Raw genomic sequence first — 14,403 nt, 5'->3', positions numbered from 1 at the left:
CCTCGGAATCCCACCACGCCCCGCGCGGGGCAGTCAACCGGAGGGGGTGTGTCCTGCCCCACGTCGCTGCTCGCGCGGGTCCTGGCGGCGCCGCTCCGGCAGCAGCGCGCGGACCGCGTCGCGCAGCCGGTTCGCCGCCGGACCGGCCGAGCGGACCACCGCCGACAGCGCCGGCAGCGGGTCGTCCGGCGCCGCCCAGGCGAGCTCCCGCAGCCGCCCGCGCCCGCCGGACGGCGGCGCCGACCGGCCACCGGGCAGCTGGGCCGAGCGGTGGCCGCGGCGCGCGGCGACCCGGGCCGGGGCGTCCAGGATCTCCACGGTGAAGCTGCGCCCCTGCAACTGCTCGCCCCTGGGCACCGGGCGGCCGGTGAGGTCCAGGTGCAGCGCGCGGACCAGGTCCACCCCCGGGCCGGTCTCGAACAGCCGGAACTGCGCGCCCAGCCTGGGGTTGAAGTCCAGCAGCTTGTAGCGGCCGTCGCGGCGGTCGAACCGCCAGTCCAGGTCGCAGATGCCGCGGAAGCCGACGGCGCGGCAGAACCGGGCGCTCTCCTCGGCCAGCGCCCGGTTGGCGGCGGAGTAGGCGTGGGCGGTGACCCCGCCGCGCGGCGGCCAGGCACGGACCTTGACGCCGGTGAAGACCAGGTCCGGGTTGTCCGCGCGGGAGTCGCGCGGGGTCCCGCCGTCGCCGCCCCCGGCGCGGTGGAGGTGCGCGATCCAGTCCTCGCAGTGCTCCATCGGCAGGTACTCCTGGAGCAGCACCCGGGGCGGCGCGGAGCCGGACCAGCTCTCGGCCAGCCGCTCCAGCGCGGCCCGGTCCGGCAGCAGCGTGGTGGAGCCGACCGCCGGATCGCTCAGCCGGGCGTACGGGTCGGCGTTCTTGGCCACCAGCGGGAAGATCAACTCTTCTGCGACGGAAGCGAGTTGGTCGTACGACTCGGGCACCGCCGAGCGCGGGGTGGCCACCTGGTGCTCCAGGCAGAGCTGGTGCAGCGACTGCTTTCCGGCCAGCGCGCGCGGCAGCCCGGGCGGGATCCGGGGCATCAGCAGGTACGGCGCCAACTCCGCGGCGTGCTCGGCGAGCAGGACGGCGGCCTCGTCGTCGGTGGGCAGCGCGACGGCGCGGTGACCCTCGCCGGCCCGGATCCGGCGGCCGATCCGGGTCAGCCCGGCGACCAACTCGGCGGTCGGCTCGGCGGCGGTGGTCGGCCAGACGAAGCGTCCGCGCAGATAGCGGGAGAGCGCGGCCGGGGTGGCCCGGTCCTCGGTGATCGCGTAGACCGGCACCCCGGCCCGGCCGAGGCTGCGGATCGCGCCGACCCCGCCGTGGTGCAGCGGATAGTGGCCCAGTTTGACGATCAGTACCGGTGTCCGTGGATCAAGGCCGATGTCCAAGGCAGCCCCTCTGCTTGGTCCCCCGCGCCCCATGATGCGGTCCGCGCGCTCCATGATGCCGGGGGCGCGCCCGCACCGAACGGCTTTCGCGGACACCGGCCCCGGATGCCGCCGAATCAGGTGGATCCCATGACATCGGGACCCATCCGTAGCAGCATGGATCGGGCAGCGGAGCCGAACTGACTGATCATCAGCGGCGGTGCCGGTGGCGGGCGACGGCCCGCGGCCGGATGCGCCGCCTCCGATCGGGGTTCCCGTGGGTAGGGAGGGTAAAGGCGTTGTCGAAGCGTGCTGATGTGCGCCGACCTGGGAATTCGGGCAGTGACTGCCGTGAAATCCCTTACACCGGTACTCGGCCACGGGTACCGTTTCCAACAAGGCGGCCGTGGGGAGCGGATTCCGCGCGGGCGGCGACCGTGATCATTTCCAGGACCGCCGGGTATTCAGGCGGGTAGAAGTCCGGAATTGTGGCGCGAAGGACAGGGGGAACTCTGCGGGTCGAATTACTGCGGGGAACGGCACGCGGAGCAGGTGTCATGACCGAACAAACGGACGTTCGAAAGTCGCGGTCCAGTGCCGTGGGGGGAACCGAGGTGCCGTTCATGAATGTGCCCATGTCCAATACCGCCCAACGGTCCGCCGGTCTGGCCGAACGTGTGGCCGAACGCTGGGAGGTCGACCCGACCGAGCGGCGCGACCCGGTCGCCGCCCCCGCCACCCAGCCCGCCCCGGCCGCCACCGCCGCCGGTGAGCCCACCCGGCGCCACGAGCGGGAGACGCCCCGGGGGACGGTCAGCGTCATCGTCCCGGCCCGGAACGAGGCCGCCAACATCGGCTGGGTGCTGAACCGGATCCCGGACTGCGTGGACGAGGTGATCCTGGTCGACGGCGAGTCCACCGACGCCACCCTGGAGATGGCCCGGGCCACCCTCCCCTCGCTGCGGATCGTCCCGCAGCAGGGCCCCGGCAAGGGCAGCGCCCTGCGCACCGGCTTCCTCGCCGCCAAGGGCGACTACATCGTCATGATCGACGCCGACGGCTCCATGTCGCCGCGCGAGATCCCCCGCTACATCCACTTCCTGGAGAGCGGCTTCGACCTGGTCAAGGGCTCCCGGTTCACCGGCGGCGGCGGTTCGCTGGACATCACCATGCTGCGCCGGCTGGGCAACCGGGGCCTGCTGGCGCTGGTCAACGTGATGTACCAGAGCACCCTGACCGACCTCTGCTACGGCTTCGTCGCCTTCAACCGCAACGTCCTGGACCAGCTCGACCTGCGGTCCTCCGGATTCGAGATAGAGACCGAGATCACCGTCCGGGCGCTGCTCGCCGGGCTGCGGGTGGCCGAGGTGCCGACGCTGGAACTCCCGCGCCGCACCGGCCAGTCCAACCTGCGGACCTTCCGCGACGGGCACCGGGTGCTGCGCACCCTGCTCCGCGAGCGCAACGGACGGCCGCTGGGGGCCGCCCGGTGAAGCAGACCGAGCCGCGGCCACCGGACCCGGCGGCCGCACCCGGGCCGCCGCTGCGGCTGAACCCCGACCACGCCCCGATCGAGGTCGCCGAACTGGAACTCGGCGACGGCGGACAGGCGCCGGTACTGCGCCGGGTCGGCGAACCGGGCCCGGTACCGGCCGGACGGGTGCTCGCCCTGGCCCGGGTCGGCGGACACCCGGTCGGCCTGGTCCAGGCCACCGTCGGCGAGTCCGAGGACCCGGCGCGGCTGCTGGCCGAGGCAGCCCGCCGCGAGCTGGGACCGGAACTGCGCCGCGCCGCCGCGGAGTCCGCCGCGGCGACGCCGGTGGCCGAGCCGTACCAGCCGCTGGTCACAGTGGTGATCGCCACCCGCGAGCGGCCGGAACCGCTCGCCCGCTGCCTGGACTCGGTGGCCGCGCTGCGCTACCCGCGGATCGAGGTGGTGGTGGTCGACAACGACCCGGTCACCGACGCCACCCGCACCCTGGTCCGGCAGCGCCACGCCGACCGGGTCCGCTACGTCCGGGAGCCGGTCCGCGGCCTCGCCGCCGCCCACAACCGCGGCCTGGCCGAGTCCCTCGGCGAGATCACCGCCTTCACCGACGACGACGTGGTGCTCGACCCGGACTGGCTGCGGGCGCTGGTGGCGGCCTTCGCCGACGCCGACGGCAGCGCGGCCGACCCCGCCGTCGGCTGCGTCACCGGACTGATCCTGCCCGCCCGGCTGCGCACCAGGACCCAGGTCATGCTGGAGGCCCACGGCGGCTTCACCAAGGGCTTCCGGCGCCGCGCCTGGCGGCTCGACCGCCCGCCGCCGGACGAGCCGCTGTTCCCGTTCACCGCCGGACGCTTCGGCTCCGGCGCCAACATGGCCTTCCGCACCCGGGCCCTGCGCGACCTCGGCGGCTTCGACCCGGCCACCGGCACCGGCACCCCGGCCCGGGGCGGCGACGACCTGCTGTCCTTCTTCCGGGCCGTGGTCAACGGCCACCACCTGGTCTACCAGCCGCGGGCCCTGGTCTGGCACCACCACCGGGACCGCCCGGAGGACCTGGACGCCCAGGCCTTCGGCTACGGCGCGGGCCTCGGCGCCTACCTGACCGCGGCCGTCGCCCGGGAGCCGCGGATGCTGCCCGCGCTGCTGCGCCGACTGCCCGGCGGCATCCGCTACGCGCTGCGCCACACCGGCGCCAGGCCGGAGCCGGTCGGCGGCGGCCCGGCCGAGCCCCGGCACGCGCACGCCTGGCCCGAGCGGCTGTCCCGGCTCCAGCGCCGGGGCCTGCTCTACGGCCCGCTCGGCTACCTGCGCAGCCGACGCCTGGTCCACGGAACACCACTGCCCTGGGAGGCGCGTCGGCATGGCCACTGACCAGCGGATCCGGCCTCCGGGTCGGCCCGCCGTGGAACTGCGCGCGGTCCTGGAGCGGCTGGTCGCCGCCGCCGACGGCGGCCGGGCCCTGGACGCCTTCCTGCACGCCGCCGGGGCCGCGCAGATCGTCGCCGACCGGCTCCAGGGCACCTCCGCGCTGCCCGCGCAGCCCGCCCTGCGGCTGCTCCCGCCGCGCGGCGGGATCGGCTCGCTGCGGCGGCTGCTGGAGACCTCCGCCACCGCCGTCCGCGGCCGGCTCGGCCTGTCCGAGTGGCACGTGCTGCTCCGCGACCTGGCCAACGTGCTGGCCGAGGCGGTGCTCGGGGACACCGAGGAGGACGCCGCCGGGATCCTGCTCAGCGTCCGGACCACGGTGGAGGACCTGCGTTCCGGCGTCCCGCCGCACACCGCGCGGCTGCTCGACGGCGCGCTGCTGCACGTCCCCTCCGGCTTCCGCGACCTCGACCTGCGACCGGAGGACGCGGTCGCCCTCGCCCGGCGCTTCGCCGAGCGGCACCCGGACCGGGAGCGCCCACTGCTGGTCCTCGGCCTGCGCTCGTCCGGCGGCTACCTGGCGCCGCTGGTCGCCGCCGCCCTCGGCCGACTGGAGTACCAGCACGTGGTCGCCCGCACCACCCGGCCCGGCGGCCCGCTGCTGCCCGAGGAGCCCCGGCTGCCGGACTCGCTGCGCCGGGTCGGCGGCCTGGTGCTGCTGCTCGGCGCGCCACCGCGGTCCGGCGCCGCGCTGGCCTCCGTCGCCGCCCGCTTCACCGACGCCGGGTTCGCCCGCGACCGGATCGTCCCCGCCTATCCGGCGCTGACCGACCGGACCGGGCAGCCCCGGCTGCTGCGCCGCTACCCGACCGTGGTGCTGCCCGCCGCGGACTGGCGGATCCACCGGCTGCTCGGCCGCGAGCGACTCGGCGCGGCCGTCGCCGGACTGCTGCCGGGCGGCACCGAACTGCTCTCCCTGGACCCGTTCGACGGCGCCGGTGAGCGCACCGAACGGGCGCACCACAGCGTCGAGTTCACCGCGCGGGTGGCGGACCCCGACGGCGGTCGGCGGACGCTGCGGCTGACCGCCCGGGGGCTGCCGCTCGGCCAGGAGCCGCCGACCGCCCCGGGGGACCTGGGCGTGGTCGACGGAATCCTCATCGCCGGTCGGGCCGAACGGCGGATCCTTGCCGACGGCGGCTGACCAGCGGGCCCGACCACCGGGCAGGAGGGGGGTTCGCGGTGGGAGAGAACCGGAACCGGAGGCGGCGCACCAGCACGGTGGCCCAGCGGCTGGCCGGGCTGCCGCTGCTGGGGCGGTTCCTCGGCGGCGACCCGCTGCTGCGCAACGGCGTGGTGCTGACCCTGGCCTCGCTGGCCTCCTCGGTGCTCGGCGCCGCCTACTGGTCCGTGGTCGGGCCCGGACTGCACTACTCCACCAGCACCGTGGGCCGGAACTACTCCGCCGTCTCCATGGTGATGTTCCTCGGCGGGGTGTCCCAACTGAACCTCGCGGACGTGATGGTGCGCTTCGCGCCCTCGGCGGGCAGCGCTACCCGGCGCATCGTCACCCGCGCCTACCTGGCCTCGATCGCGCTGGCGCTGCTGGTCGGGGTCGGCTTCGTGCTGCTGGTCCCCTGGGTCTCACCCGGGCTGGGCTTCCTGCACACCCCGCTGACCGGCACGGTGTTCGTGGTCGCGGTGGTCGCCTACGGCATCTTCATCCTCCAGGACGGCGTACTGACCGGCCTGCGCCGACCCAGCTGGGTACTCGGCGAGCAGCTGCTCTTCTCCCTCTCCAAGCTGGTGGCGGTCGCCCTGTTCGCGCTGTCCGTGCGCGACTCCGGCATCCTGCTGTCCTGGACGGTGGCGCTGCTGCTGGCCCTGCTCTACGTCAACACCTACCTCTTCGGCTTCGCCATCCCGGCCCGGGAACGCGAGGTCAGCCGGATGGAGCGGCGACCCTCCTGGGCCCGGGACGCCCAGCCGGGCGACGTCACCGGGCTGCACCTGATCCCGGCCGAGTCCACCGCCGGACTGGTCCGCTTCACCGCCGCCACCTACGTCGGCGGACTGTTCTGGCTGGCCGCCTCCACCCTGCCGCAGGTGCTGATCCTGGACACGCTCGGAGCCAGGGACAGCGCCTACTTCTCCATCAGCTGGGTGATCACCACCATGCTGTACGTGATCAGCATCAACATGGGCTCGTCGATCGTGGTCGAGTCCGCGGGCGACCCGAAGCGGCTGGCGAAGGCGGTGCGGACGGTACTGCGCGGCACCGGGGCGCTGCTGCTGGGCGGGGCCGCCGCGCTGATCGCCGCCGCGCCGCTGGTGCTGCGGCTGTTCGGCTCGGACTACCCGGGCCACGCCACCGCCCTGCTGCGGCTGCTGGCGCTCTCCTCGCTGCCCAACCTGATCATCGCCACCGCGCTGGCCGCCTACCGGGTGCGCCGCCGGGCGGTGATGGTGGTGGTGGTCTACGGAGCCACCTGCGCCCTGGTGTTCGGCCTGTTCCAGGTCCTCGTGCCGAGGTTCGGCCTGGCCGGTATGGGCCTGGCCTGGCTGGTCACCCAAGTACTGGTGGCCGCGGCGCTGCTGGTGTTCCGGGACTCCTGGCTGCCGCGCCCGCCACGGACCCCGGCACCGCCACCGCTGCCGCGGATGACGATTCCGCAGCAACGGGATCGGACCCCGGCGGAGGAGGAACACTGAGCGTGGGCGTGACCCGGGGAGCGCCGGGGACGGGCGAGTGGTCGGGGGGCGGCGATGGCCGGGACGAGGGAACGGATACCGGTGGGCGCGCGGATACCGGTGCTGCTCTACCACGCGGTGATGGAGGACCCGCCCGCCTGGATCGCCCAGTTCACGGTCCGGCCGGGGGAGTTCGCCGCGCAACTGGACGCCGTCCGGGACAGCGGCCGGACCCCGCTGACCGCGACCGGACTGACCGAGGCGCTGGCCGGACGGGCGCCGCTGCCCGCACGTCCGGTGGTGATCACCATCGACGACGGCTTCGCCGACCTGCCCGGCTTCACCGCGCCCGCGCTGGCCGCGCGCGGACTGACCGCCACCGCGTACCTCACCACCGGCGCGCTCGGCGGCGCGGACCCGCGCTGCCTGCTGCCACCGGCACCGATGATGACGCTAGGTCAGCTCAAGGAGGTCACCGACTGCGGTCTGGAGGTCGGCGCGCACACGGTCACCCACCCGCAGCTGGACACCCTGCCCGCCGCCGCCGTCCGGCGGGAACTGCGGGTGCCCAAAGAGGTGCTGGAGGACGCCCTGGGCGTCCCGGTACCGGCCTTCGCCTACCCGCACGGCTACAACAGCCCGGCCGTGCGGAGGTTGGTGCGGGAGGCCGGGTACAGCTCGGCCGCGGCGGTGCGCGACGCCCTCAGCTCCACCCGGGACGACCCGTACCGGATCGCCCGGCTGATGCTGAGGAGCACCGACACCACTGCCGAACTCGCCTCCTGGCTGGCCGGATCGGGCGCCCCGGTGGCTCCCTTTCCGGACCGGCCGCGCACCGTCGGCTGGCGGGTCTACCGCCGGGCCCGGGCCGCCGTCAGCGGTCCCCGCTTCGCGGGCTGAGCCCGGCGGTCAACTCCCGCCGGGCAGTGGCTGGTTCAGGTAGGGGCTGTGTCCGGCGCCGGTGAAGCCGCTGAGGGCGGGCCCGGTGTCCAGCGACAGGTCGCAGTCCGGCCCCGGGACCGAGGAGTCCCACTGCACCACCGCGCGGACGCCCGGCAGTTGCCGCTCCAGCACCTGCGGAACCTGCTGGTACCACTGCTGTTGGGCGTCCGGGTGGGCATGGTCGACGGCGGTGCTGAACTCCGCGAGCATCAGCGGCTTGGTCGCCGAGATGTGCGTCCGGATCCAGGTGTAGCTGGGCAGTTCGGTCTGCGCGAACGACAGCCAGTCCGGATTTCCCTTGCAGCCGTAGTAGTTGTACTGGTCGAAGGCGATCCAGTCGACGTAGGAGTCGCCCGGGTACATCTCGCTGAACAGCTGGGTGTGCGGCAGGTAGCCGGTGACGGTCCACACCCAGCGGACGTTGGTCACGCCCAACTGCCGGAAGCGGTCCACCACATGCCGGTAGGCGGCGACGAACTGGGCCGGGGTGCCGTCGACCGGGGTGCGCGAGTCCATCTCCTGGTCGAAGGCGATCAGCACCGTCCGGCCGTACGCCTTGACCCGCTCCGCCTGCGGATCGATCACCGACGCGTCGTAGTCCCCGGCGGCGATCCTCGCCCAGCCCAGCGGTGTGCTGCCGCCAGGGGCGGTGTCCGACCAGACGTCCGACTCCCAGGACAGCATCAGCAGGTGGTCGGTGCCCAACCGCTGCTCGGCCGGGTCGAGCAGCTGGCCGTCGGTGCCGGAGCCCATGTCGTGGTACGTGTACACCAGGTCCAGCCGCCGCCCGATCCGCTGCTCCAGCGCGGTGACCGAGGCCACCAGGCCGTCCGGTCCGGTCGGCACGTAGGCGCCCCACCAGGCGCCGCAGGGCGGCGCCAGCGAGGGACCGGCCGCGCACCGGGCGGCGGCCGGAGCGCGGTGGCCCTGGGCAGGCGGCGGCAGGTACAGCAGCAGGCCCAGCAGCAGCGCCAGTCCGGCTCCGGCCGCCAGCAGCGTCCGCCGGCGGAGCGCCGCGGCCCGCCGCGGTCGGTGCCGGGACCCGGTCACCCGGCAGCCGCCGGGGGCGTCCCCGGCCGCCGTTCGGCCCGTGGCGCCGGGCAGAGGGCGGCGGCGCTGGTGAGCGCGGCCAGCACGACCAGGGTGCCGCTGCCGCTGAACGCCCCGGCCAGCATCAGCGCGGTGGCGGCGAGGACCAGCGCGGACAGGCTCAGCATCAGCACCAGCAGCAGGTTCTGCGCGGTCACCGCCCCCCGGCCGTCCCGGTCGCCCTCGTCCTGGGCCTCGTCCTGGGCCCGGTCGGTGGCGGGGCCGAGCAGCGCCGGGCGCAGCGGGCGCAGCAGCGCCAGCCCGGGGCAGCAGAGCAGGAACACCGTGACCGCGGCCATCCGCAGCGGCGCGGCGGCCGGGAGCCCGTCGACCAGCAGCAGCGCGAGCCAGCCGGTGGCGGCCGGGGTGAACCGGGCGACGAGGGTCATGGGGCGCTCCCGGTGCTCTCGGTGACCCCGGCGCTGTCGGTGGCACCGGCGCCGGGGTCGGGCGGCAGGACCTGGTAGACGATGCCGTCGGCGTTCCGCAGCACCACCCGGAACCGGGGCGAGGCGGCCAGGGACGCCTGGATCCGCTGGACCGAGCCGGGCGGCAGCAGGCCGTCCATGGCGACGTCCGCGTACTGCGCCCGGGTGAGGATCACGTACGAGTAGGCCTTCGGGTCCTGCTGGTGGATCCAGCCGGTCTGCCGCTGCCCGGTGAGGTAGCCCGCCGGGTCCGCCAGCAGCGCTCTGTTGCTGGCCTGGTCGTCGTCGGAGAGCCACCACAGCGTGTACTCGTCGTAGTTGCGGTAGGCGTCCGGGAAGTTGGGCGTGGCCGCGATGATCTGCGAGCCGGGCGGCGCGATCGTGTACAGCCGGTCCACCAGTTGGATCTCGCCGGTCGGGAAGTAGTTGACCCGGTCCTTGCCGTAGTAGCTGGGGAAGAAGGCCCCGGCCAGCAGTGCCAGCACGGCGACGTTCAGCAGCGCGGTGCGCGGCCGTTGCAGCGGCGCGGTGGCCGTCCGCCGCCCCCAGGAGACGGTGCGGCGCGTGGCCGGGCCGGGCTGGAGCGCGGCGGCGGCGAAGAAGGCCAGGCCGGGCAGCGCGAACAGGTAGACCCGGAAGATCATCTCGCCGCCGTAGTTGTTGGCCACCGCCATCGGCATCGGCGAGATCCCGAGCAGCAGCAGCGGCAGTCCGGCCCGGCGCAGCGGCGGATGCCGCAGCAGCCCGGCCACGGCCAGCAGCGCCACCCCGGCGGACAGCCCCCGGTCCAGGTAGGAGATGGTGACCGGGCCCAGGCCGGTGGGCGTGGTGCCGCCCCCGGCCTCGGAGTTGGCCAGCAGGTCGCCGAAGGACTGTGCCATCTGCGGGAGTTGCAGCTTGAAGAAGGCCAGCGCGGAGCTGAGGTCCCAGGCGGCGGGGATGGCGCAGGCCAGCGCCGCCAGCCAGAGGTTGCGGTAGCGGCGGGTGAGGCAGAGCGCGGCCAGTCCCACCGCCAGCATCACCGGCGTGAGTTGGTGCGCGGCGGCGATGGCGGTGATGACCGGGACCAGCAGCAGCGTCCACAGCGTCCGGCGGCGGCGGTCCAGCGGTCGCCGGGGTCGGGCGCCGAGGGGGTATCCGGCGTCCAGCACGGCGAGCAGCCCGGGGCGGCCCTCGCGGGCGAACTGCCGGAGCACCACCGCCAGCACGCCCAGGTACAGGAAGAGCGCGAAGGCCTGCGGGGAGAAGTAGTCCTGGCCGACCCAGTTGCCCAGGAAGAAGATCCACACGGCGGTCCAGACCAGCCGCTGGTCCCGGCTGAAGCAGCGGAAGATCAGGTACAGCGGCACGACCAGCACCAGGCTGGAGACCAGTGGTGCCCAGGCGGCGTAGGAGAGCGCGGTGTTGAGGCCGAGCAGCCGGATCAGCGCGGCGTTGCCGGCGAAGAAGCCGACCCACTGGTCGTACGGGGCCATCGCGCCCAGCTGGTCGCCCAGTTCGACATGGCCGCCGTTGGCCAGCAGCCGGTCGATGATGTCGATGTGCTTCCAGGTCCAGGCGTACAGCAGGGTGTGGTAGACCAGCGCCGAGGTGGCCCGCTGCACCACCAGCAGCGCCACCGTGTACGCGGCCGGCCACAGCGGGTGCCGTCCGCGCCGCCGCATCGCGCCGACGAAGCCGAGCAGCAGCAGCGCCACCGAGGCCCAGTAGCTCCAGGGCAGGCGCGCGGGCAGCCCGAAGCCGCCGAGGTCGCTGACGTCCACGTGCCGGATGGACCAGGCCCACAGTCCGAGCGCGGCGGCGAGCGGCGGCAGCAGCCCCAGCGCGGTCCGGCCGGGGCGGACGGCGGGGGCGGGGCCGCCGGTGGCCGGCGCGCTGTCGGGGGTGGGCAGGAACAGCTGGCGGGTCCGGCCGCCGAGGTAGCCGAGGGCGGTCAGCGCCACCCCGAGCAGCAGCGCCGGGAGGTTGGCCAGCGGGTAGCGTCCGGCGCCGGGGAGCAGGGTCCGGCCCAGCGCCCGCGGTATGGTCCGGCACAGGTACGCGCGTTCGGACGCCAGCGCGGCGCTGGGGCCCGCCATCCGGCTCACCGCGGCCTTGGACAGGCCCTCCCTCAGGCAGCGGTCCAGGAAGTAGCGCCAGGTGCCGCGCCGGGCGCCGACGTGGTGCCGGACCACGGCCTCGGGCAGGTAGAGGATGACGCCGTCCCGGTAGTGGCGTCCGGCGCGGATGCACAGCTCGGTCTCCTCGCAGCCGAGCGGCAGCGCGCCGGTGCGGCCCAGGTCCTGGCTGAAGCCGCCGATGGCGCCGAAGACCTCCCGGCGCAGCGACATGTTGGCGCCGATCATGTTCCGGATCGGCACCGGGGCCTCCGGCAGCCCGGTGTAGGCGCAGCCGACGACCCAGTCGAACTCGGCCGGGAACCAGCCGGGGCGCCCGGCCTCCCAGTCCGGTTCGATCCACCCGCCGACGCCGATCACCCTCGGGTCCCGGTAGCCGGAGAGCAGGGTGGCCGCCCAGTCGGGCGCGGCGGCGGCGTCGTCGTCGAGGAAGGCGACGACGTCCTCGCGGGCGGCGGCGATGCCGGTGTTGCGGGCGCCGGACAGGCCCGGGCCCTCGTTGTTGGGGATCACCTCCAGGTCCGCGAAGCGGGCGGCGGCGCGTTGCTGGAGCTCCGGGTTGTGGTCGGTCACCAGGATGATCTGGTCCGGATGTCTTTCCTGGTCACGCAGGGACTGGACGGCGCGGACGATATCGTCCCAGCGGTCGAGCGTGTACGCACAGACGATCACGGTCAAGGTCAGCCGGTTCAGCGGGTCAGCGGGTTCGGGTGGTAGCGGGGACCGTTCGGGTGTCCCGGAAATGATCTCTTGCACTATGCGTCGTCCCCCCATAGGCAGCGCTTCCCAGCCCTCCGGACAGCATACGGAGCGGAATGGCGGCGCGACCCTGATCCATGCTCAATGTTGGCCGTGAATCAACCGCGCGGCCGAGTCCTCCCCGGATATACCGGCGAAGCGGGAGACGAACCGGCCGCTGCCGGTTAACGTCCCGAGCAGCGGGCACCTTCTGCTGCGGGGGGTCCGCTGCCCCGGCGGCTACGGGGTGCGCGGCAGAACGGTGTCCGGGCGGTCGCAACGTCCGGACGGTACTGGGGGGCTGGGATGCCGGACGACGTGTCAGTGATCATCTGCGGGTACACCGAGGACCGGTGGGACGACCTGCTGGCGGCGGTGGACTCCGCCCTGAAGCAGAGCCTGCCGCCGCTGGAGGTGCTGGTCGTGGTCGACCACAACCCGCGGCTGCTGACCCGGCTGCGGGCCCGGCTGGTGGGCACCGAACCGGTCCAGGTGATCGCCAACAGCCATGCCCGGGGCCTGTCCGGCGGCCGGAACACCGGGGTCGCCGCCGCCCGCGGCGGGATCGTGGCGTTCCTGGACGACGACGCGGTCGCCGAGCGGGACTGGCTGCGCTGGTTCGCCGACGGCTTCGCCGATCCGGAGGTGATGGGCGTCGGCGGGCTGACCCTGCCGGTCTGGGACTCCGGGCGCCGACCCGGCTGGTACCCGCAGGAGTTCGACTGGGTGCACGGCGCCACCTACCGGGGCATGCCCACCGGCCGGGCCCGGGTCCGCAACGTGCTCGGTGGCAACGCCTCGTTCCGGCGCGGCGTCTTCGAGTCGGTCGGCGGCTTCAGCGCCGGGATCGGCCGGGGCGCCGACGCGGGCGGCGACGGCAGGCCGGTGCGCCCGCTGGGCGGCGAGGAGACCGAGCTGTGCATCCGGATCCACCAGGAGCGCCCCGGTTCGGTGTTCCTCTTCGACGACCGCTCGGTGATCCACCACCGGGTCCCGATCGAGCGCCAGCGCTTCGGCTACTTCCGCACCCGCTGCTGGGCCGAGGGGTTGTCCAAGGCCCAGGTGGCGGGCCGGGTCGGGGCCGGCGACGGCCTGTCCAGCGAGCGCTACTACGCCTCCAGGACGCTCCCGGCGGGCATCCTGCGCGGCCTGGCGGAGACCCTGCGCGGCGATGTCGCAGGGCTGGCCCGGGCCGCCGCCATCACCTCCGGCGGGCTGATCACTGCCGTCGGATACGTCCTGGGATCGTGGCAACTACGTGCCAACAGTGACCGAGGGAACCATAGATGACGTCAAGTCAGATGAACGACCGGGTGCCGGTGCTGATGTACCACTCGGTGCACGCCGACCCCGCCCCGCGGACCAGGGCGCTCTCGGTGCACCCGGACGACTTCGCCGCGCAGCTCGCGGTGCTGTACGACATGGGCTTCACCGCGGTCACCATGGCCACCCTGGTCCGGCACTGGCGCCGGCAGGCGCTCGGACTGGAGGCGCCCCGGCTGCCGGACCGGCCGGTCGTACTGACCTTCGACGACGGCTACGCGGACTTCCACCGGACGGTGCTGCCGCTGCTGGCCGAGCACCGGGCCACCGCCAGCCTCTACGTCACCACCGGCTGGCTCGCCGACGCCGGGTCCTGGAGCGCGGGCCTGCCGCTGGGGGAGTCGCTGAGCTGGGGCCAGCTGGCCGAGGCCGCCGCCGAGGGAGTCGAGATCGGCGGGCACAGCCACAGCCATCCGCAACTCGACCAGTTGCCCCCGGCGCTGCTGGCACACGAACTGACGCTCAATCAATATTTGCTGGAGCAGCGGTTGCAGCGCCCGCTGGAGACCTTCGGCTACCCCTTCGGCTACTCCGACGCCAGGGTCCGCCGGGCGGTGCGCGGCCGCGGCTACGCCGGGGCCTGCGCGGTGGCCAACGCCATGGCCGAACCCCGGCAGGGCCCCTACGCCCTGTCCCGGCTCACCGTGCGCCGCGGCACCGGCCTGGAGGACTTCTGCGCGCTGGTCCAGGGCCACTCGCTGGCCCGGCTGTACGGCAGGGACCGGCTGCTCACCCGGGGCTACGCGGTGGCCCGGCGCGGTCGCCGGATGCTGGTCCGGACCACCGCCGCCGACACGCCTTCCGGCACCGAGATCAGTCAACCGCATCACGGCGGGTAGCGTTCCGC

The 14,403-nt window shown here is 74.3% G+C and carries 11 protein-coding genes; 7 read left to right on the top strand and 4 right to left on the bottom strand.

All coding sequences use genetic code 11. From position 1 onward, the window contains the following. Window positions 1-33: 33 nt before the first annotated feature. Complete coding sequence (locus GXP74_RS30720; RefSeq protein WP_225448320.1) at window positions 34-1,392, bottom strand: ATP-grasp domain-containing protein; 1,359 nt, start codon at window positions 1,390-1,392, stop codon at window positions 34-36. A gap of 614 nt (window positions 1,393-2,006) precedes the next feature. Here GXP74_RS30720 and GXP74_RS30715 point away from each other — a divergent pair. From GXP74_RS30715 to GXP74_RS30695, 5 genes are read left to right on the top strand one after another with little or no spacing between them, the layout of a single operon-like run. Continuing rightward, window positions 2,007-2,864, top strand: a complete 858-nt coding sequence (locus tag GXP74_RS30715) for a glycosyltransferase family 2 protein (RefSeq protein ID WP_225448319.1) — start codon at window positions 2,007-2,009, stop codon at window positions 2,862-2,864. Beyond that, window positions 2,861-4,234 (top strand): glycosyltransferase family 2 protein, encoded by a 1,374-nt coding sequence (locus tag GXP74_RS30710; RefSeq protein ID WP_225448318.1) that lies wholly within the window; start codon window positions 2,861-2,863, stop codon window positions 4,232-4,234. Before GXP74_RS30715 ends, GXP74_RS30710 begins: the two co-directional genes overlap by 4 nt. After that, window positions 4,224-5,432 carry a hypothetical protein gene (locus GXP74_RS30705; RefSeq protein ID WP_182454514.1) on the top strand — a complete coding sequence of 403 codons (1,209 nt, stop codon included), beginning with the start codon at window positions 4,224-4,226 and terminating at the stop codon, window positions 5,430-5,432. Before GXP74_RS30710 ends, GXP74_RS30705 begins: the two co-directional genes overlap by 11 nt. Window positions 5,433-5,470: 38 nt before the next feature. Continuing rightward, on the top strand, window positions 5,471-6,940 hold the full coding sequence (locus tag GXP74_RS30700; RefSeq protein WP_182454512.1) for a lipopolysaccharide biosynthesis protein: 1,470 nt from the start codon (window positions 5,471-5,473) through the stop codon (window positions 6,938-6,940). Window positions 6,941-6,994: 54 nt separating this feature from the next. Further along, window positions 6,995-7,819, top strand: a complete 825-nt coding sequence (locus tag GXP74_RS30695; RefSeq protein ID WP_225448317.1) for a polysaccharide deacetylase family protein — start codon at window positions 6,995-6,997, stop codon at window positions 7,817-7,819. Window positions 7,820-7,828: 9 nt separating this feature from the next. Here the strand turns inward: GXP74_RS30695 and GXP74_RS30690 are convergent, their stop codons facing one another. Genes GXP74_RS30690 through GXP74_RS41150 form a run of 3 tightly spaced genes read right to left on the bottom strand, consistent with a single transcriptional unit; the run spans window position 7,829 to window position 12,167 of the window. Continuing rightward, window positions 7,829-8,911, bottom strand: a complete 1,083-nt coding sequence (locus GXP74_RS30690) for a glycoside hydrolase family 26 protein (protein WP_182454510.1) — start codon at window positions 8,909-8,911, stop codon at window positions 7,829-7,831. Beyond that, the gene (locus GXP74_RS30685) at window positions 8,908-9,339 is read right to left on the bottom strand and encodes a hypothetical protein (RefSeq protein ID WP_182454508.1); all 432 of its coding nucleotides are present in this window, start codon (window positions 9,337-9,339) and stop codon (window positions 8,908-8,910) included. Before GXP74_RS30685 ends, GXP74_RS30690 begins: the two co-directional genes overlap by 4 nt. Continuing rightward, window positions 9,336-12,167, bottom strand: a complete 2,832-nt coding sequence (locus GXP74_RS41150) for a glycosyltransferase (protein WP_225448705.1) — start codon at window positions 12,165-12,167, stop codon at window positions 9,336-9,338. The genes GXP74_RS30685 and GXP74_RS41150 overlap by 4 nt, the downstream gene beginning before the upstream one ends. A gap of 372 nt (window positions 12,168-12,539) precedes the next feature. Between GXP74_RS41150 and GXP74_RS30675 the strand changes: the two genes are divergently transcribed. Further along, window positions 12,540-13,523, top strand: coding sequence for a glycosyltransferase family 2 protein (locus GXP74_RS30675; protein ID WP_182454506.1), 984 nt, complete (start codon window positions 12,540-12,542; stop codon window positions 13,521-13,523). Then, window positions 13,520-14,395: a polysaccharide deacetylase family protein gene (locus tag GXP74_RS30670; RefSeq protein ID WP_225448316.1), complete on the top strand. Its 876-nt coding sequence runs from the start codon at window positions 13,520-13,522 to the stop codon at window positions 14,393-14,395. The genes GXP74_RS30675 and GXP74_RS30670 overlap by 4 nt, the downstream gene beginning before the upstream one ends. Window positions 14,396-14,403: the final 8 nt, after the last annotated feature.

The organism is Streptacidiphilus sp. P02-A3a (genome assembly GCF_014084105.1).
Classification (GTDB): Bacteria; Actinomycetota; Actinomycetes; order Streptomycetales; family Streptomycetaceae; genus Streptacidiphilus.
Note: the sequence above shows the minus strand (reverse complement) of the source record. Positions and strands in the feature narration are given on the sequence as shown.